The following is an 18,793-nucleotide window of genomic DNA, read 5'->3' as shown; positions in this document are numbered from 1 at the left end:
CGCCTGGCGGTAGGCGTCCGCGGCCGTGCCGAGACCAGCCTTGTCGCGATATTCGCCTAGCCGGAACCAGCCGGCGGCCCAGCCGGGCGTCAGTTCGAGCGCCTGTTCGATCAGTTCCGCCGCAGCCGCGAAATCCCCGCCCTCCGCCAGCATGCGGGCGTAATCGGCGCGGCGATCGGCGGTGGCATCGCCCGAGGAGAATTGGCTGGAAAACGGGCTGGGCGACATGGACGATCCTCTAAGGTGGAGGTTCTTTGCCGAAGCCACAAAAAAACTCAAGTTCTATCTGAGGGGAAACGCTTGCGGTGGCAACGGCTGCCGACTATCTCTCATTTGCAATTCGGAGAAGGACAAGGATGGCGGACGGGGTCAACAAGTTCCTGGGCGATACGCCAGGTCGCACGATCGTCAAGCTGATCGTGGTGTGCCTGGTGGTGGGTTTCGTGCTGGCATTCTTCGGCTTCACGCCGGACAATATTGTCAGCGAGATCCGCTACTGGTTCCTGGACCTCTGGTATAACGGCTTCCGGGCGCTCGGACGGGTCGGCAATTATCTCGTGCTCGGCGCGATCATCGTCATTCCGATCTTCGTTATCCTCCGCCTGATGAGCTACCGCCGCTGACATGACTTCACTGATCAAACCTTCCCGGCGGGACCTTCTCGTCTTTTCCGGCATGGCGCTGGTGCTTGCCAGCTGCTCCACGACATCAGTCCTGACGCCGACGGCCGGCGCCGAGGACGAAACGCAAGCAGCACTTCCGATGGTCAACAAGCTGCGGCAGAGCCGCGGCCTATCCACGCTGACGCTCGACATGCCGGCCCGCAAGGCAGCAGCCCGCCAGGCGGTTCGTATGGCGAAAGCCAACGAAATGAAGCACCTGATCGGTTTCGGCGACGATTTTGGCGCCCGGATGAAGAGCAATGACGTGGCGCTGCCGGCAGCCGAAAACATCGCCAGCGGGCAGGATACGGTCGCGGCCGCCATTCAGGCCTGGATCGATTCGCCCAAACATCTCGAAAACATGCTCGGCTCCTACCGGGGGCTCGGGGTTGCCATGGCACGCACCTCCACTGGCGCCCGGCCCTATTGGGCCATGGTCCTTTCCGGCTGACCGATGGAGAGCGGGAGGAGTAACCACGAGACTGGGTCGGTAAAGCCGTTCGATGTAACGCACCGGCTGGTGCTCGGCATCGCCATTCCGATGACGCTCGGGTTCCTGACGACGCCGCTGCTCGGCCTTACCGATACGGCGGTGGTCGGTCAGCTCGGCCAGGCGGAGGCGCTGGCAGGTCTGGCGATCGGCGCCATCCTCTTCGACCTCATCTATGGCAGCCTCAGCTTTTTCCGCACCTCGACCACCGGACTGGTGGCGCAGGCGTTCGGCCGAGGAGACAATAGAGAGCAGCAGGCGGTATTCTGGCGAGCCTTCTTGAGCGCGCTTGGCCTTGGCGTGATCATGCTGGCGCTCTCGCCGCTAATCCTTCGATACGCGCCGGACCTGATGACCAGCGATCCGACCGTCGCCGAGGTGACACGGCGTTATTTCGCGATCCGGGTACTGACCAGCCCGGCGACCTTCGCCAATTTCGCGATCCTCGGCTTCGTCCTCGGGCGGGGCCAGGGCGTGCTCGGGCTGACGCTGCAGATCATCCTCAACGGCACCAATATTGTGCTCGCCATCCTGTTCGGCCTAGTGTTGGGCTGGGGTGTGGCGGGCGTCGCCTGGGCGACCGCGACGGCGGAAGTGACCGCCGTGGTGATCGGCCTTGTCATCGTCAGCCGGCAATTCTCCGCCGCCGACCGGCCGACGCGCGCGGACATTTTCGACGCCGCCAAGCTGCGCCAGCTCTTCCAGCTCAATGCCGACATCCTGATCCGCTCGCTGATATTGAACGGCGCATTTGCGGTGCTGACCCGCGTCGGATCGAGCTTCGGGGCTGTGACGCTGGCGGCGAATGCGGTGCTGATGAACATCTTCATGCTCTCGGCCTTCTTCCTCGACGGGCTCGCGGGCGCCGCCGAACAGCTCGCCGGCCGAGCGGTGGGCGCGAAGTACCGACCGTCCTTCGATCGGGCGCTGAAACTGACCGGCCTCTGGTCCTTCGTGATGGCGGGCGTGGTCGGACTGTTCTTCGTGGTCTTCGGCCAGCCGATCATCGAGCTTCTGACCACCTCGCAAGACGTGCGGCAGGAGGCTTATGTCTATCTCTGCTGGGCGGCCGTGACCGGCTTGTCCGGCGCGCTCGCCTTCCAGATGGATGGGGTGTTCATTGGCGCCACCTGGTCACGCGAGATGCGCAACATGATGCTCGTCTCATTCGCGGGCTATTGCGTCAGTCTCGCCGTGCTCGTGCCGATGATCGGCAACCACGGGCTCTGGTTGTCGCTCAACCTGTTCCTGCTGATGCGCGGCTTTTTCCTGGCAGCCATGGTGCCGCGCAAGGCGCGTCAGAGTTTCGTCTCCGCCCATTGATCGAGGCGGCTATCGCGCAGCTCGCGGATCGAGGAGACCTTTTCCCGGTCGAGAAGGGCCGAAAGCCCCTTGACGATCGTCGCCGGCAGCCCGGGGCCTTCATAGACCATGCAGGAATAGAACTGCACGAGGTCGGCACCGGCGCGGATCTTCTCAAGCGCATCCGCCGCACTCGAAATGCCGCCGACGCCGATGACGGCGAGATCCGGCCCGACGCGCTTGCGGACTTTTGCGAGGACGGCCGTCGAGCGCTTGAAGAGCGGCCCGCCCGAAAGACCACCCGCTTCCTTCGCCTGGGCCTGATCCTTCAGTCCATCTCGGGCAAGTGTCGTGTTGGAAACGATCAGCCCGTCGAGCGGGTGCGCGGTCGCCTCGGCCGCGATGTCGTCGAGGCCCTCCTCGGTCAGATCGGGTGCGATCTTCAGGAAGACCGGAACGGTGCGGCCATGGCGCAGCGCTTCTTCCGCGCGGGCGGCGAGAACGGCCTCAAGCAGCGCCTTCAGGCTGTCCCGCGCCTGCAGATCGCGCAGGCCCGGTGTATTAGGCGAGGAGATGTTGACGGTGAAATAGCTGGCGAGCGCATAAAATTTGCGAATGCCGGCGACGTAGTCGGCGATCCTGTCGACCGCATCCTTGTTGGCGCCGATATTGACGCCGACGATGCCCGGCGCATTGCGCCGCGCGGTCAGGCGCGTGAACGCCGCCTCATGGCCCTCGTTGTTGAAGCCGAGCCGGTTGATGACGCCGCGGTCCTCCACCAGGCGGAAGATGCGCGGCTTGTCGTTGCCCGTCTGAGCCTTCGGCGTCACGGTGCCGATCTCGGTAAAACCGAAGCCGAGCTTCAGCATGGCGTCCGGCACCTCGGCGTTCTTGTCATAACCGGCAGCAAGCCCAATCGGGTTTGCAAACCGGATTCCGGCGACGGTCTGGGCAAGCCGCGGATCAGCGGCCAAGCGGCAGGCGGGCACGAGACCGGTCTTCAACGCGGCGATCGACAGGCCGTGGGCGGTTTCCGGATCGAAAACAAAGAGGCTGCGCGAGGCAAGTCCGGCGAAGGGGCCGATCATGGCATTTTCTCCGGAAAGGCATGCAGGCCGTCGACCCCGATCAGCAGCGGCATCTCCCAGAGGACCGAGGACACCGGAAGCGTGCCGTAAAGATGCGGGAAAAGATCGCCGCCGCGCGAGGCTTCGTATTTCAGTTCCTCGCCGAGCAGGGTTGCATCGACCGCAACCAGCATCAGGCCCGAGACGCCGGCGAAATGCAGCCTGGCGGTCTCCTTGGCCTGTGTCCCGGTCGAAAAATGGATAAAGCCGTCCTTCAGGTCGATTTCGGCGCCTTCGAAGACACCTTTCTGCTTTGCCTGACGCCAAAGCGTTTCCGGCACGATCTTGTACACTATATCCGTCATCATCAACTCTCGGAGACCTGCTATTCTCCGACCGTTTGCCGCAAAGCCCGGCGCTTGTCCACCGTTACAGCAGGAGGACCACAACATGAAAACGCTCGCATTGACGACTTGCGCACTGCTCGTGCCGCTCGCCGCCTCGGCGCAGCAGCCGCAGACCAACCGTTTCCAGCTTCAGCGCACCGAAACCGGCATCGTCCGGCTGGATACCGAAACCGGCGCGATGACGCTCTGCCGCGACGAGAACGGCACGCTCGCCTGCCGCATGCAGCCCGACGAAAGGGCGGCCTACGAACAGGAACTCGACCGGCTGGCAAAACGGGTCACCGCGCTCGAGGAGCGGCTCAGCAACATCCCGCCGGATGCCTTGCCGAAAGCGCTGCCGAGCGATGCGGAAGTCGATCGGTCGCTATCGATCATGGAGAAGTTCATGCGGCGCTTCATGGCGATCGTCGGTGAGTTCGCGAACGAAAAAGAACCCGATAAACCACAGCCCAATCGTACGTGATTTCCCGCACTTGTTTCGGGTCTGGGAGAGGTTTACAACCTACCAAGATTCATTGGCACGACTATGCTCTTGGGAGGGGGCGTGGAAATGCAGACACTCACGATCATCATCGCAGACGACCACCCGCTGTTTCGCGGCGCGCTCAGCCATTCGGTGCGGGGCATTGCCGAAGAACTCGTGATCATCGAGGCTGGCGATTTCGAGGCGGCGCGACGGGCGGCCGAAAACAATCCCGATGCCGACCTGATGCTGCTCGACCTGGCGATGCCAGGGGTCAGCGGCTTTTCCGGACTGATGTCGCTCCGCGCCGAATTTTCCGGCCTGCCGATCGTCATCGTCTCGGCCAGCGACGATTGCGCCACCATCCGCAGGGCGCTGGAACTCGGCGCCTCCGGCTTCATCTCGAAATCCTCCGGGCTCGACGATATCCGCGCCGGCATCCAGGCGGTGCTGAGAGGCGACATCTGGGTGCCGGAAGGCTACCTCACCGCACCGGACGAAGATCCGGGCCTCACCGAGATCATCGAGCGGCTGAAGACGCTGACGCCGCAGCAGAACCGCGTGCTTTCCATGCTCGGCGAGGGGCTGCTCAACAAGCAGATCGCCTATGAACTCGGCGTCTCCGAGGCGACCATCAAGGCACATGTGTCGGCAATCCTCCTGAAGCTCAATGTCGACAGCCGCACCCAGGCGGTAATCAAGCTCGGCAAGATCAACATGGCGCTGGTGGCCTGACGAGGGCCGCCGCGGGAACAGGATTTTATTCCTCTCGTCCCTTTACGCGAAGCTGCGGTTCCGTTAAAATTCGGGGTGTGCGCGCGAGCCGGCAGCCCGCTGGAACGGAGCGTTCGAGAGTCTGGTCGACAAAAGTCTGATCGGTCAAGGGCGAGAGGTTCGCAGAGCGCTGGCTTGTCCGGCTTGTCTCGCGCACCGGTCACGGGTACGGACGACGATGCTGTCACATGATACGATCTGGAGCGCGATCGATACGCTCGCCCAACGCCACCAGCTGACGCCCTCCGGACTGGCGCGGCGCGCCGGCCTCGATCCCACCTCATTCAACAAGTCGAAACGGCTCGGGCCGGACGGGCGGCTGCGCTGGCCCTCGACGGAATCGATCGCCAAGGTGCTCGAAGCGACGGGTGCCACGATCGACCAGTTCATGAGCTACCTGCCCGCCGTTCCCGGCCGCTCCTCGATCCCGGATGGCAATTTCCCGCCGCAGGGCGGCTCCATCCCGCTGCTCGGATTTGCGCAGGCCGGCGCCGGCGGCTTTTTCGACGATGGCGGGTTTCCGGCCGGCCAGGGCTGGGACGTGGTGGAATTTCCGGTCGACCCGTCCCGCAAGGCCGGCGTCTATGCGCTGGAAATCCAGGGCGAATCGATGATGCCGCTTTATCGCGACGGCGACGTGCTGATCGTCGAGCCGGGCGCGCAGGTTCGCCGCGGCGACCGCGTGGTGCTCAAGACCAAGGAAGGCGAGGTGATGGCAAAAGTGCTCGCCCGCCAGAGCGCCCGGACCGTGGAACTGCTCTCGCTCAACCCGGAACATCCGAACCGCAGCTTCGATCTCTCCGACGTGGAATGGATCGCCCGCATCATCTGGGCGAGCCAGTGATCTTGAATAGCGGGTAGGAAACTGCTCCTACTCGCCGATCAATAAAGCCCGTTCGGGAAATAACGCAGGTAGATATCCTGCAGGCGGCCGTTGCGCGACAGAACGCTGAGCGCCTGGTCGACGGCGGCTGTCAGGAGCGGGTCGTTCTTGCGCAGCATGATCGACAGGCCTTCGCCGAGGAATTTCTCCGAGAGATAGGGACCGTCGAAGAGGGCGCAGCATTTCGCCGAACCTTCGCCGGCGACCCAGAAGGGCAGTCTCAGGCCATCGGAAAAGACGGCATCCACCCTTCCCGTCTTCAAGGCCTCCAGCATCGCCTCGTAATTGTCGAACGGTGTGGCGGTGACCTTCGGGAAAAACGCCTTCAGCATCAGTTCGTGGGCGGTGCCCCGGACGACGCCAACCGGCTTGCCGGAAAGTGCTGCCGCCGTATCGCCATCGATCCTGGCCTTCAGGTTGCGGGCGAAACGCGCGGGCACGCCGAGATAAGGCCGCGAGAAGGCGAACCGCTGGCGCCGCTCCGGCGTCACGGCGATGCCGGCGATGACGGCTTCGCCGGCCCCCCCTTCCAGGGTCTTTTCCAGTTCTTCGAAGGGCAGCGCCTGGATCTGGCACTTCGCCTCGATCTTTAGTTCAGCACAGATTTCACGGGCAAGGTCGATATTGAAGCCGGCAAGCCTGCCGGTCTGGTCGGCGAAATTGAATGGCGGGAAATCGACGCTGGTCAGGATCCGCACCCGGATGATCGTGGAAAGATCAGGGCGGGCGAGCCGCTCCTTGGCATCGAACATCAAAGGCAGCGGATTGCTGCCTTCGGCAGCACGGGCCGGGATGGCGGCGGAAACGATCCCGCCGGCCACAAGGCAAAGCTGCAGAAGATTGAAAAACCCCTTGATTTTCGGGGATGCAATCATGGGATGCATCTCTATGATCCAGATCGGGACAGGTTGGGGCGTTCGCTTGCGGGCGGTGTAGCAGAAACATGCGGTTAGGGGAATATCCGCCAGCAGCGCTGCCGGTGCAAGACGATGCGCGGCATAATCCGGCGCCGCGCGGAAACCTGTCGGCCGACCAGAGCACTGCTGCCGACGATCCGGAACTCGTCGCCCTTTCGGCGCTCGGCTTTTCGAAGCCATTGCTTGCGACGCTCACCGACAAGGCGCGGCGCAACGGCACCAGCATCGAAAGCGAGCTGCTTCACAGCCGTCAGGTTGATGAGGCGGCCTATTACGGCGCCATGGCGCGCTACCTTCGCCTGCCCTTCATCGCGGAGATCGATCCGGGCTCAGTCGCCGATATGCCGGGGCTCGACACGCAGTTGCAACGCCCGAACCAGGTCAGGATCAACCATCGGCACAAGGCGCCGCAGGTGGCGGTCGTGCCCGAAGCGATGCGGCTTGCCGACCTCAAGGCGGCACTGCTTGCAATGCCGCTGCTCGGGCAGGACCTTGCGATCACCACTCCATCGGCAATCCGCAGAGCTGTCTGGAGAACCGGCGCGGCGCGGCGCGTGCGCGAGACGATTGACGGGCTTTTCGACCGTTTTCCCGAGTTTTCGGCCCGCATCGTGCTCTCCGGTTCTCAGGGGTTTTATGCCGGACTTGGACTTGCCGCCCTTATCTTTGCGCTGATCGCAGTGCCGATCGAGACCCTGCTTTTCCTGCATATTCTTCTGTCGCTGATCTATTTCGCGTCCCTTGTCCTGCGGCTCGCCGCCTTCACCCGGCAACAATTCGCAGGGCCGGTCCCGCCAGCCGCGCCGCCTCGAGAGGATGCGCTTCCCTGTTACACGGTGATGGTCGCGCTCTACCGGGAAGCTGCGGTGGCAGAACAGCTGATAGCCAGCCTCGGGCGGCTCGACTGGCCGCCCTCCCTGCTCGACATCAAGCTCGTCTGCGAGGCAGACGACCAGGGTACAATTGCTGCGCTGAAGGCGCTGAAGCCCGCCTGGCATTTCGAGATCGTCGAGGTGCCGCCCGCGACGCCGCGCACGAAACCCAAGGCGCTCAGCTATGCATTGATGGCTGCTCGAGGCGAGTTTCTGGTGATCTACGACGCAGAGGACAGGCCGCATCCGCAGCAATTGCGCGAGGCCTATGCACGCTTCCGCGCCTCGGCAGCGGAAGTCGCCTGCCTTCAGGCGCCGCTGATCATCACCAATGCCCGGGAATCCTGGATCAGCGCGTTGTTTTCGCTCGAATATTGCGGCCTCTTCCGCGGGCTGCTGCCGATGCTGGCGCGCAGACAGATGCCGCTGCCGCTCGGCGGCACGTCCAATCATTTCCGAACCCAAGCGCTCCGTGCCGCCAGCGGCTGGGATCCCTTCAACGTCACCGAGGACGCCGATCTCGGTTTTCGCCTGTATCGCCTCGGCTATCACTCGGATGTCATCACCCGCCAGACACTTGAAGACGCACCGACCACGATGCACGTGTGGATGGGCCAGCGCAGCCGCTGGTTCAAAGGTTGGCTGCAGACCTGGCTGGTGCTGATGCGCGACCCGCGCCGGCTGATTGGCGAGATGGGGTTTCCAGCCTTCTGCATCTTTCAGCTGATGATCGGCGGCATGCTGGTCTCGTCGCTCCTGCATCCGCTGATCATCATCTTCATGGGCGTTGGCACTTATTCCATGCTGGACGCGCCGGCGGACGGCATTCCAGCCGGGGTGCTTTCGCTTTTCATCATCGACACCATCAACATCCTCGGCAGTTATCTGATCTTCGTCGGGCTCGGGAGAGGCCCGATGGTCGAGCACGAACGGCGACTGGTCGGCTGGCGCTGGGTCGGCGTGCCGCTCTACTGGATGATGACCTCGGCCGCCGCCTGGCGGGCAGTAATCGAGCTGCGGTCAAAGCCCTTCTTCTGGAACAAGACGCCGCACCGGCCGACCGGCAAAAGGACCTGATCCACGATCACGCCTCGCACGCCGGAACATTTCCGCTCCCCGGACGTCAGGTATAAGGCTCTGACTATGGAGGAGACCCATGCATACCTATTACCGTTATCACGGCGGCGCATCCGCGCCCGGCGCTCTCATCATCAAGTTCTATCACTCCGGCGACCAGATCCGCGGCTTCATTCGCAAGATCGCCGAGCCCTCCGAAGACGACGCGATTTTTCCGGGCGAGGAAATGGAGCCCGAAGCCGCCTTCCGAATGGCTGAAAACAAGAACCGCGGACCGGACAAGCCGCCGATCTTCGTCGAGCTTTCCGAAGGGGTGCAGTGGGACCCGGCCTGGGGCAGATTGATGTGAAGTCGGCAGGGATGACAGACCGAAAATTTACGCGCAGGAAACGGCCGCGTCAGTTATTGCGGCACTCAAAGCTGGCCGCGCTGTCGGCATTCCCCTCTCCCTTGTATTGCGCGTGGGACGGGTAGGGGCATAGCGGTCGTGTGCGGTTCGGAAAAGCCTTGCCCGAGGCTTCGACGCTTTGTGGAGCTTCATCTTTTTCCACCCAGTCGATCAGCCTGGTCAACATGTCGAACTGGTCGAGACCGGCTGGTCCGCCGCTGCAATGGCTCATGCCCGGAACGAGATAGAGCTTGGCCCAGTCCTCCACCCGCTTGCCTGTCTTGGTCGCAGTGCTCATCCGGTTGAAGAAACCGACCGTATCGTTGGAGGAAAACCACGGATCACTCACCCCATGGAAGAAGATGATCTTGCTTCCTCGGGCGGCGAAGGAACTGAGATCCGCCCATTGGTCGGCGTTGATCAGCCGCTGCTGCGGATCGCCGATATCGGCTTTCTCGACGGCATCGTCCACATCGAAACTCATGGCGTTGTTCTTGAACTGCCGATTGCGCTTGTCATCAAAGCGCATGAGTCCCGGAATGGGATCTGTCGTGCTCATGACGCCGGTATCGTAGGGGAACGCCACGTAGGCCGGCCGGCCCGATGCATCAAGCGTCGGCGAAAATGTCTCGGCCACGACGTCCGCCTGCTGCTTCGTGAGACAACCGTCGACTTTACCGGCAGGGCAGACAAGGCTCGCCGGGTCAAACTTGCATGCGCCCGGATTTGCGATCATTCCGTCCTCGAGGCCGTCAAGACCGTCGCAAGCCTTCAGTATTCCCTTGAGGACCAGATCGCGGTCGCCGTCCGAAAAGGCTTTCGAGCGGTCCGGCGCGCCATCGGCACCGGCTGGAGATATCTTGTTCATCGCGACGTTCTTGGCGGCGAGCGACATGTTCGAACGGCTTGTGCGCATGGCAGGAGCCCCGGCGATAATGCCGTCGAACAATGTGGGAAAGCGTTGCGCCGAGGCCATCGCCTCGCGGCCGCCGGTCGAGCATCCCGCAAAATAGGAGCGATCGGCGCCCTTGCCGTAGTAGGCGGCGACCAATGCCTTGCCGAGGGCCGTGACCTTCTCGACCGACCAGCCGGCGAAATTCAGCGTGGCAATCTGGTCCGCCCTGAAGGAGGCGTCCCATGCCTCGCCCTTGTGGCCGCTGTCATGGGAAATGACGGCGAAACCGCGGGAAATAGCATTTTTCCCTCCGGAGGCCACGTCCCCCACCGCCGGCCGCACGACGCCATTCAGGCCCCCGCCGCCCTGGACCAGAAACCTTCCGCTCCAATTGTCCGGCAAGGCGATCGAAAACCCGATCGCATAAGGCTTGCCGTCCGCGCCGGTCCGGTGCTCGAACGACCCGCTGACGAGACAATGCGCTGGTCCCTTGTCCTTGACGTGATCGGCGCTCGCGATCTTCATGTCGAAAGTGGGCAGCTGAAGGTTCTTCGCCGCCGAGCATTGGGCTTCGGGCGAAGAATCCGCGGCGACGGCCGGCGTCAAGCCGGGCATGAGGGCAACAAAAGCCGTGGCTACAAGCAGCTTGACCATATCCGATCGTCCTCCTCCGTGACGCAGCCTCCTCAAGCCGCGCGACAATCGCACCAGATTTCAGGCTCCCTGTCAATCAAGGCTGCACGATGTGCCCGGCCGAGTTGACCATCATCCGTCGACCGATTCCAATTGGGTCGGCGGGATAGACTTGATCGGCCACCTGATCGCGGTTCTCACATCCTTCATTGCTGCAACCCGACGCGTCGTCTCGACGAAATCGAGCACGATCTTCGATTTTTCCTCCGCATGCCAGGCGACGAGCAATTCGACTTCGGCGGGGATGTCGTCGAGCCGTCGGTAGACGAGATATGGGCTGGGATTGTGAGCGAGCCAGGACGGCGCAATCGCAATCCCGACGCCGGCCGCCACCAGGGTGCCGATCGCCAAAGTATGCGAGACCTCCTGCACGATGACCGGATAGACGCCGGCGCGGCGCAATGCCCCCATGATCGCATGATAGTAGCTCGCTCCGACAGTCGGGGCATAGGTGATGACGGGTTCGCCGGCGAAATCCTTGACCGTCAGGTTTTCCTTCTGCGCCAGCCGATGCTCCCTGGGCAGCACCGCCACGAAACCTTCCTGCAGGATATGCTCGGTCTTCAGAAAGCCTGCCGGATTGGTCGGGCGGATGAAGGCCACCTGAACCTTGTTGTTCTGGAGCAGTTCGAGCTGCTGTGCCGTGCCGAGCACCTGCACGTCGACGGTCATCGCCGGATAGCGCTTTCGAAAGTCCGAAATTACCGGCGGCAGGACATGCGATAGCGCCACATGCACACCGCTGACGGAAATCGTTCCGCTATCGTCACCGGAAATGGAACGGGTATGCGTGACCGCCCTGTCGATCCCGCCTAGGATTTCCTGGGCGTGGCGCAGGAAGATTTCGCCTGCCGGCGTCAGCTTTACGCGCCGCGTCGTGCGGCGGAAAAGCTTGGTGCCGAGGCGATCTTCGAGCTGCCGGATCTGCTGGCTGAGCGGAGCCTGCGCCATGCCGAGCTTGTCTGCGGCTCGGCTGAAATGCAGCTCTTCGGCGACGCAGGCGAAATAGTGGAGGTGACGAAATTCGATGCCGTATTTCATATCTAAAACATATCAATGCTCGCTCGATTTTGTAATAGATAATAATCTATTCCCGTGATTAGTTTTCAAAAAAAAGACGATAAAGTTGGAACAGCTGGAGCTTCGGCTCCCGGAACGGAGCGTGATGACGCGTTTCTGGGTATTAAAAATTCTGCGCACCGTGCTGACGCTTTGGTTCGTGGTGACTTTCGCATTCGTGGTCCTGAGAACGTCCGGGGATCCGGTCGTGGCACTTGTCGGCGCCGATGCCACACCTGAGGAGGTCGAACAGTTCCGCCAGCTCTGGCGTCTCGACGATCCGCTCTGGATTCAGTATTTCCGCTACGTCATCCAGATGGCGACCGGCCAGTTCGGCATTTCCTACCGCGACGGCCGCGAAGTCATCGACATCATCGTCGAGCGCGTTCCCTGGACGCTAATCCTCGGCCTTTTCTCCTATATCGGCGCCATCCTGATCGGCGTTCCAGCCGGCATCATCGCTGCCATCAAGCGCGGCTCGACCTTCGACAATCTGATCATGGCGACCGCCGTGTTCGGTTTCGCCCTGCCGAACTTCTTCCTCGGCATCCTGATGATCCTGCTCTTCTCCTTGAGCCTGCAATGGTTGCCGAGTTCCGGAACAGGAACCATCTGGCATCTGATCATGCCCGCCATCACGCTTGCGACCTTCACAGCCGGCACGCTGGCGCGGTTCACGCGCTCGGCCATGCTGGAAGTGCTGGACAAGCTCTATATCCGGGCCGCAGCCGCGAAAGGCGTCGGTTACTGGAAACGCATTATCTTCCACGCGCTGCCGAATGCCAGCATCCCGCTCGTCACCATTATCGGTCTCAATCTCGGCGAGCTGATCGGCGGCGCCATCGTCGTCGAAACGGTGTTTGCCTGGCCAGGTGTCGGCCGCCTGCTGGTGACCGCCGTCTCTTCGCGCGACCTTGCCGTCGTGCAGGGGCTGGTGCTGATCATGGCGGTGACGATGGTGCTCGCAAACCTCGTCGTCGACCTGCTCTACGGCCTCCTCGACCCGCGCATCCGCGTGCAGAATTGAAGGCCGGCAAATGAAGCGCGTTTCCCCCATTCTCGTTCTCGCCATCATTATCCTGGCGGCCGCCGTGACCGTCGCCATCATCGGCAATGTCTTCACGTCGCATGGCATGTCGCAGCAGAACCTGCTCGCCCGCCTGAAGCCCCCGGCCTTCATGACCGGCAGCAATCCGAGCTTCCCGCTCGGCACCGACCGCATCGGCCGCGACATGGTGGCAAGGGTGATCGCCGGCCTGCGGATGTCGCTTTCGGTGGCGATCGCCGGGACGATCATCGGCGCTGTCGTCGGCTCCGCGATCGGCTTCATCGCCGCGCATTTCCGCGGCTGGGTCGAGGAAGGACTGATGATGCTGGTCGACTTCCAGGCATCGCTGCCCTTCATCCTCATCACGCTGACGCTGCTTGCCTTCTTCGGCAACAGCATGACGCTGTTCATCATCCTGATGGGCCTGTTCGGATGGGAAAAATACGCCCGCCTCTCCCGCGGCGTGGTTCTGTCGGCGATCAACCAGCCCTATGCCAAGGCGATTGTCGCGCTCGGCGCCGGCAACGGCCGGCTCTATCTCAAACATGTGCTGCCGAACGTGGCGAGCGCCCTGATCGTCCAGGTGACGCTGACATTCCCGCAGATCATCCTGCTGGAAACCTCGCTCAGCTTCCTGGGTCTCGGCATCCAGGCGCCGCAGACCAGCCTCGGCCAGATCCTCGGCGACGGCCGCGATTATCTCTCGACCGCCTGGTGGATCTCGGTCTGGCCCGGCTTGGTCATTTTTCTCGTCACTCTTTCGATGAGCATCGTCGGCGACTGGCTGCGTGACCGCCTCGATCCGATGCTGCGTGCCCGAACAACCTGAAAATGCCGCTCGAATATAAATGAACAAGGGAAGGTGGAACGATGTTTACAAGACGTGAAGTGGGAAGTCTCATCCTCGGAGCGGGGGCCCTGTCGATGGTGGGCAACCTTCCGAAAGCAAACGCGGCGGAAAGGCCGTCGCTCAATATCGCGGTCGACAATCTCTGGGCCAACATGGCGACGATCAACGGTATCTCGACGACGTCGCGCCGTATCTTCCCGAATTTCTACGACAACCTCGTCGACCGCGACTACATCAAGGACGAAAACGGCCTGATCTTCGCGCCGAAGCTCGCCACCAAATGGGAGCAGAACGGCAACGTCTGGAAGTTCACCCTGCGCGAAGGCGTCAAGTTCCATGACGGCACGGAGATGACGGCGGAAGACGCGGTCTTCACGCTGTCGCCGGAACGCCTCTGGGGCGCAAAGCCGTTCGAGCCGCGCGGCAAGACTTTTACCGCCGGCTTCAAGCGCGTCGAAGCGACCGGCAAATATACGTTCGAGATCGAGACCGAGCGGCCGGACCCGAACATCCCGAGCAAGCTCACCGGTTATATCGGCTTCGTCGTGCCGAAGAAATATTACATGGAAGTCGGCGTCGATGCCTTCGGCCAGAAGCCGATCGGCACCGGTCCGTACAAGGTGACGACCTTCCGCTCCGGCGAAATCATGGTTCTCGAAGCCTTCGACGACTATTGGGACGGCCCGCCGCCGGTCAAGCAGATCTCCTGGAAGATCGTACCGGAATTCGCCGCGCGCATGGCAGGCCTGGTCTCCAAGGAATTCGACTTCATCGTCAACATTCCGACCGACCAGGAAGCGGCGCTCGAAAAATACCAGGGCGTGACGCTGAAGCGGGTTCTGGCCGACAACTACCCGGCTCTCGCCTTCAACACCCGTCCGGACCCGGTTGACAATCCGCTGGTCGATCCGAACCTGCGCTACGCCATGGTCCAGGCGATCGACATGAACGCGATCGTCCAGGCGCTCTTCAACGGCACCACGGAACATCCGGCAGTGCCCTTCAACTTCACGGAATACGGCAAATTCTATGACCCGAACTTGCCGGTCAAGCTCCCCTACGATGTCGCCGCTGCCAAGGCGCTCGTCGCCAAGACCAAATACAAGGGCGAAAAGCTCCTCTGGCATATCACCCGCCAGTATTATCCGAACTATGAGGCGGCAGCCGAAATCATGGTCGAGCAATGGCGCGAGGTCGGCATCAATGTCGAGGCGCAGATCCTCGACAATTTCGAACTCGTCTACCGCCGCCCCTACCATCTGATGAACATGTCGATGAGCTCGGATTTCATCCCCGGCGATCCCTATCAGCCGCTGTGGCTCGATTGGGGCCCGACCGCATCGCGCTCCACCGCCACCTGGAAGACCTGGGATCCGACGCCGGAATATCTGGCTGCCGGCAAGAAGTTCGACGAGGCGATCGAGTTCGAGGACCGAAAAAAAGCCTATCTGGAACTTTCGGACGCCTGGCAGAAGGTGACGCCCGGCTACTACATGTGGAAGAGCGTCTACAACTGCGCCCACCGCGCCGGCATCCAGTTCAAGTTCAAGCCGAACGGCGAAATGCGCATCTACGGCGATTACTTCAAGTTCGTATGATGAGCATCAAACGCAAGCATGCGCTGAAGGACATGACGTTCGCGGAGTTCCGCGAACGTCTTTCCGAAAAGCCCGTCATCCTGCTGCCCTTCGGAAGCCAGGAGGAACAGGGACCCCACGCCCCGATGGGCGATTTCATGCTGACCGAAGCGGTGGCGGCAAAGGTGGCGGAAGCCTCCGACGCGATCGTCGCGCCGATCATCCCGTTTGGTTATGCCGATTTCTTCAAGACCATTCCCGGCGGCATCCAGTTCCGGGCCTCGACCTTCTCGGCCGTGGTCGAGGACACCGTAACCGCATTCCTGGATCACGGCATCGAGCATATCCTGATCCTGAACGGCCATACCAGCAATGCGCCGCTTTTCGACCAGACGCTTCGCCGCATCCGCGCCGAGCGCGGCGTTTCCGTCGCCTTCATCAATCTCTGGCAGGCAATCCCGGATACCCTCTGGAGGGAGCTGCACGGCTCTTCTGCCGCCGCAGCCCGTGGCCATGGCGGCGATCCGCTGACGTCGATCTACCTGCATCTCTTCCCCGAATTGATGCGCATGGATCTCGCCCGCCCCTCGGTGCGCGAAAAAGCCTTCGGCCTGCCGACCGGCGGCGTCAACAATGTCCAGTTCGAGGGCATGCCGGTGCATGTGCCGCTCAATTGCGATGAGGTGAATGCCGATGGCATGCTCGGCGGCGATCCGCTGCTCGCCAGTGCCGAAAAGGGAGAGAAAATGGTCGAACATCTCGTCGGCTTCTGCGCCCGCTTCGTCGAGCACCTGCGCCGCTGCGACATGCGCTCGGTGACGGCCTTTTCACCGCAGACGGAAAAGGCGGCCTCATGAGCAACGAGCGGCTTTCCATCGAACATCTGAACGTGCCGCTGCCACGCGGCGCCGATCGCGCCTTTGCGGTTGAAGACCTGTCGCTGTCGGTCAGCAAGGGCGAAATCCTCTGCATCGTCGGCGAATCCGGCTCCGGCAAATCGCTGACCGCACTCGCCACAATGGGGCTCCTGCCCCGCAACCTCGGGCGGCCGGCGGGCAAGGTGATGTTCGAGGGCAAGGACCTGCTGACCCTCGACGAGGCGACCCGCCGGGACATTACCGGTCGGCGCATCGCCATGATCTTCCAGGAGCCGACGGCGGCACTCAACCCGATCTTCCGGGTTGGCGAACAGGTGTCGGAGACATTCCGCATCCACACGTCGCTGAGTGGGGCCGAGATCCGCAAGAAGGTGATCGATCTCTTCCGCGAAGTTCAGCTCCCAAATCCCGAGCAGATCTACCATTCCTATCCGCATCAGCTTTCCGGCGGCCAGTGCCAGCGGGTGATGATCGCCACCGCCCTCGCCATTGATCCGTCCGTGCTGATCGCCGACGAGCCGACCACCGCGCTCGATGTCACCACCCAGGCGCAGATCCTCAAGCTGATGCTGGAGCTTCGCGCCAAACACGATACCGGCATCATCTTCATCACCCATGATTTCGGCGTCGTCGCCGAGATCGCCGATCGCGTCGCCGTCATGCAGACAGGCAAGCTGGTCGAGATCGGCACGCGTGACGAGATCCTCAACCACCCCAGGCAAGACTATACCCGTCGCCTGCTCGCTGCCGTGCCGACGCTGACGCCGCGGAAAGAACGCGAGGGCCTCGGCAACCCCGTGTTGATCGCCAGGAACATCGTCAAGACATTCGCCCGCTCCGGCCTCTTCGGCGGCGGCCGCACCGTGAAGGCGGTGGACGACGTCGACATCACCATCCGCCGCGGCGAGACGCTGGGCTTGGTCGGCGAATCCGGTTCCGGCAAGTCGACGCTGGCGCAATGCGTCATCCGCCTCGTGCAGCCGGAAAGCGGCGACATCCTGATCTCCGGCGGAGATTTTGCCGGCCTCAACGGCAAGGCGCTGCGCGAGGCACGCCGCAAGGTTCAGATCGTCTTCCAGGATCCGTACACCGCACTCGATCCGCGGCAGAAGGTCGGAGATTCCATCGCCGAAGGCCCGGTCATCCACGGCCTAGACCGCAAGGCGGCGATGGCGCGCGCCCTCGACCTGCTCGAAGCCTGCGGCCTCGACCGCGCTTCGGCCACCCGTTTCCCACACGAGTTCTCTGGCGGCCAGCGGCAGCGCATCTGCATCGCCCGCGCACTCGCGGTCGAACCGGAATTGCTGATCGCCGACGAGAGTGTCTCCGCCCTCGACGTCTCTGTGCAGGCGCAGGTGTTGAAACTGCTCGCCGACATGCAGGAGAGACTTGGGTTCGGCATCCTGTTCATCACCCACGACCTCAGGGTCGCGAGCCAGATCTGCGACAACATCGCGGTGATGCGCAACGGACGGATCGTCGAACGGGGCGATCCGGCCTCGCTGTTCGGTGCGCCGAAGGAAACCTACACGAAGGAACTGCTCGCCGCCGTGCCCGGCAAGGGCTGGCAGCGTCACGCCAGTGAAAACGAGGCCGGGACGGTAAAATCCCGGGAGGAAACCCCATGAAGAAATATCATATCGGCAGCGTGCCGACACAGGTCGACCCGGAACTGATCGCCAAATTCGAAAGCGTCGAAGTGGCGACCATCGGCCATTTTCGCCACCGCGGTTTCGTGAATCATTCGATTTCCCCCGTTGTCGAGCCGGGCAGGACGCTGGTCGGCACGGCGGTAACGGTGGCGATCCCGGCAACCGACTCCACCCTTCTCCACCACGCGATCGGTTTCATCCGCCCCGGCGATTTCCTGTTCGTCGACAGGCTCGGTGACGACCGGCATGCCTGCATCGGCGGCGGCGTCGCCTTCGCGATCAAGAACGCCGGCGCCATCGGCGTCGTGCTCGACGGTCCCTGCACCGATGTCGAGGAAATTCTTGAACTCGATCTGCCGTTCTGGTCACGCGGTGTCTCCGGTATCACCACACGGCTCAACGATCTCGGCGGCTCGCTCAACCTGCCGATCTCCTGCGGCAACGTCCCGGTCATGCCGGGCGATATCGTGGTTGCCGATGCAAGCGGCGTCGTGGTGATCCCGGTCGATGAAGCTGAAGATGTCGTCGAGGAGGCGATCGCGCGTCAGGCACGGGCGGGCCGCAACAAGGACAAGATCGCAGCCGGCGAAAAGCTCGGCGATCTCTCGGGTGCCAGCCGTCTGGTTGCCGCTGCGCTGGAGCCTAAATGATGGAAAATCCGCAATACAATCATCTCCGCGTCGAGCGCGGCGTCTATCGCAAGGTCGCCGGCGTCAGCGAACGCGGCGTCGTTACCTCCCAGCACTCCGCGGCGTACGAGGCTGGGGAGGCTGTCCTGTCAGCTTGCGGCAATGCCGTCGACGCTTCCGTGACCGCAGCCTTCACCTTGCAGACCTTCG

General features: G+C 62.5%; 21 protein-coding genes. 15 read left to right on the top strand and 6 right to left on the bottom strand.

The genetic code is table 11. The features are described from left to right. Nucleotides 1–228 (bottom strand): tetratricopeptide repeat protein (locus MOV61_RS19945; RefSeq protein ID WP_247137808.1); only part of this gene is annotated, 228 nt, incomplete at its 3' end. A 128-nt stretch (nucleotides 229–356) separates the two neighbouring features. Here MOV61_RS19945 and MOV61_RS19940 point away from each other — a divergent pair. From MOV61_RS19940 to MOV61_RS19930, 3 genes are read left to right on the top strand one after another with little or no spacing between them, the layout of a single operon-like run. Beyond that, nucleotides 357–623 carry a DUF6460 domain-containing protein gene (locus MOV61_RS19940; RefSeq protein ID WP_247031264.1) on the top strand — a complete coding sequence of 89 codons (267 nt, stop codon included), beginning with the start codon at nucleotides 357–359 and terminating at the stop codon, nucleotides 621–623. Nucleotide 624: 1 nt separating this feature from the next. After that, nucleotides 625–1,113: a CAP domain-containing protein gene (locus tag MOV61_RS19935; protein WP_247137807.1), complete on the top strand. Its 489-nt coding sequence runs from the start codon at nucleotides 625–627 to the stop codon at nucleotides 1,111–1,113. A gap of 3 nt (nucleotides 1,114–1,116) precedes the next feature. Beyond that, nucleotides 1,117–2,475, top strand: a complete 1,359-nt coding sequence (locus MOV61_RS19930) for an MATE family efflux transporter (protein WP_247137806.1) — start codon at nucleotides 1,117–1,119, stop codon at nucleotides 2,473–2,475. Here the strand turns inward: MOV61_RS19930 and MOV61_RS19925 are convergent. Beyond that, entirely contained in the window at nucleotides 2,451–3,542 is a 1,092-nt protein-coding gene (locus tag MOV61_RS19925) for a quinone-dependent dihydroorotate dehydrogenase (protein ID WP_247137805.1), read from the bottom strand. The genes MOV61_RS19930 and MOV61_RS19925 overlap by 25 nt on opposite strands. Next, nucleotides 3,539–3,889: a DUF952 domain-containing protein gene (locus MOV61_RS19920; RefSeq protein ID WP_173426776.1), complete on the bottom strand. Its 351-nt coding sequence runs from the start codon at nucleotides 3,887–3,889 to the stop codon at nucleotides 3,539–3,541. The genes MOV61_RS19925 and MOV61_RS19920 overlap by 4 nt, the downstream gene beginning before the upstream one ends. Nucleotides 3,890–3,971: 82 nt before the next feature. On the opposite strand from MOV61_RS19920, the gene MOV61_RS19915 reads away from it, so the two are divergent. The 3 genes from MOV61_RS19915 (at nucleotide 3,972) to MOV61_RS19905 (ending at nucleotide 6,009) form a co-directional block, all read left to right on the top strand. Further along, nucleotides 3,972–4,391: a hypothetical protein gene (locus MOV61_RS19915; RefSeq protein ID WP_040124458.1), complete on the top strand. Its 420-nt coding sequence runs from the start codon at nucleotides 3,972–3,974 to the stop codon at nucleotides 4,389–4,391. Nucleotides 4,392–4,478: 87 nt separating this feature from the next. Further along, nucleotides 4,479–5,126 (top strand): response regulator transcription factor, encoded by a 648-nt coding sequence (locus MOV61_RS19910; RefSeq protein WP_040124457.1) that lies wholly within the window; start codon nucleotides 4,479–4,481, stop codon nucleotides 5,124–5,126. Nucleotides 5,127–5,343: 217 nt separating this feature from the next. Beyond that, on the top strand, nucleotides 5,344–6,009 hold the full coding sequence (locus tag MOV61_RS19905) for a helix-turn-helix transcriptional regulator (RefSeq protein WP_040124456.1): 666 nt from the start codon (nucleotides 5,344–5,346) through the stop codon (nucleotides 6,007–6,009). A gap of 38 nt (nucleotides 6,010–6,047) precedes the next feature. On the opposite strand, the gene MOV61_RS19900 is transcribed toward MOV61_RS19905, so the two are convergent. After that, the gene (locus tag MOV61_RS19900) at nucleotides 6,048–6,923 is read right to left on the bottom strand and encodes a transporter substrate-binding domain-containing protein (RefSeq protein WP_247137804.1); all 876 of its coding nucleotides are present in this window, start codon (nucleotides 6,921–6,923) and stop codon (nucleotides 6,048–6,050) included. A gap of 68 nt (nucleotides 6,924–6,991) precedes the next feature. On the opposite strand from MOV61_RS19900, the gene MOV61_RS19895 reads away from it, so the two are divergent. Then, on the top strand, nucleotides 6,992–8,914 hold the full coding sequence (locus MOV61_RS19895) for a glycosyltransferase family 2 protein (protein ID WP_247137803.1): 1,923 nt from the start codon (nucleotides 6,992–6,994) through the stop codon (nucleotides 8,912–8,914). 79 nt (nucleotides 8,915–8,993) lie between these two features. Further along, complete coding sequence (locus MOV61_RS19890) at nucleotides 8,994–9,263, top strand: hypothetical protein (RefSeq protein WP_247137802.1); 270 nt, start codon at nucleotides 8,994–8,996, stop codon at nucleotides 9,261–9,263. Between the two features lie 49 nt (nucleotides 9,264–9,312). Here MOV61_RS19890 and MOV61_RS19885 read toward each other — a convergent pair whose 3' ends face one another. Together MOV61_RS19885 and MOV61_RS19880 are read right to left on the bottom strand one after the other, a co-directional pair. Then, the gene (locus MOV61_RS19885) at nucleotides 9,313–10,851 is read right to left on the bottom strand and encodes a tannase/feruloyl esterase family alpha/beta hydrolase (RefSeq protein WP_247137801.1); all 1,539 of its coding nucleotides are present in this window, start codon (nucleotides 10,849–10,851) and stop codon (nucleotides 9,313–9,315) included. 111 nt (nucleotides 10,852–10,962) lie between these two features. Further along, nucleotides 10,963–11,931: a LysR family transcriptional regulator gene (locus tag MOV61_RS19880; protein WP_247031272.1), complete on the bottom strand. Its 969-nt coding sequence runs from the start codon at nucleotides 11,929–11,931 to the stop codon at nucleotides 10,963–10,965. A gap of 124 nt (nucleotides 11,932–12,055) precedes the next feature. Here MOV61_RS19880 and MOV61_RS19875 point away from each other — a divergent pair, with 124 nt between their 5' ends. The 7 genes from MOV61_RS19875 to MOV61_RS19845 form a co-directional block, all read left to right on the top strand. Next, nucleotides 12,056–12,976, top strand: coding sequence for an ABC transporter permease (locus tag MOV61_RS19875; protein WP_247137809.1), 921 nt, complete (start codon nucleotides 12,056–12,058; stop codon nucleotides 12,974–12,976). A 10-nt stretch (nucleotides 12,977–12,986) separates the two neighbouring features. After that, nucleotides 12,987–13,826 carry an ABC transporter permease gene (locus MOV61_RS19870; RefSeq protein ID WP_247137800.1) on the top strand — a complete coding sequence of 280 codons (840 nt, stop codon included), beginning with the start codon at nucleotides 12,987–12,989 and terminating at the stop codon, nucleotides 13,824–13,826. A 41-nt stretch (nucleotides 13,827–13,867) separates the two neighbouring features. Then, nucleotides 13,868–15,445, top strand: coding sequence for an ABC transporter substrate-binding protein (locus tag MOV61_RS19865; RefSeq protein ID WP_247137799.1), 1,578 nt, complete (start codon nucleotides 13,868–13,870; stop codon nucleotides 15,443–15,445). After that, complete coding sequence (locus tag MOV61_RS19860) at nucleotides 15,442–16,281, top strand: creatininase family protein (protein WP_247137798.1); 840 nt, start codon at nucleotides 15,442–15,444, stop codon at nucleotides 16,279–16,281. The genes MOV61_RS19865 and MOV61_RS19860 overlap by 4 nt, the downstream gene beginning before the upstream one ends. Beyond that, nucleotides 16,278–17,930, top strand: a complete 1,653-nt coding sequence (locus tag MOV61_RS19855) for an ABC transporter ATP-binding protein (protein ID WP_247137797.1) — start codon at nucleotides 16,278–16,280, stop codon at nucleotides 17,928–17,930. Before MOV61_RS19860 ends, MOV61_RS19855 begins: the two co-directional genes overlap by 4 nt. Beyond that, complete coding sequence (locus MOV61_RS19850; RefSeq protein WP_247137796.1) at nucleotides 17,927–18,604, top strand: RraA family protein; 678 nt, start codon at nucleotides 17,927–17,929, stop codon at nucleotides 18,602–18,604. The genes MOV61_RS19855 and MOV61_RS19850 overlap by 4 nt, the downstream gene beginning before the upstream one ends. Beyond that, on the top strand, nucleotides 18,601–18,793 hold a 193-nt coding region (locus MOV61_RS19845; RefSeq protein WP_247137795.1), incomplete at its 3' end, for a hypothetical protein. The genes MOV61_RS19850 and MOV61_RS19845, both read left to right, overlap by 4 nt.

This window comes from Neorhizobium sp. BETTINA12A (assembly GCF_023006485.1).
Taxonomy (GTDB): Bacteria; Pseudomonadota; Alphaproteobacteria; order Rhizobiales; family Rhizobiaceae; genus Neorhizobium.
This window is presented reverse-complemented; position numbering and strand designations above follow the sequence as displayed.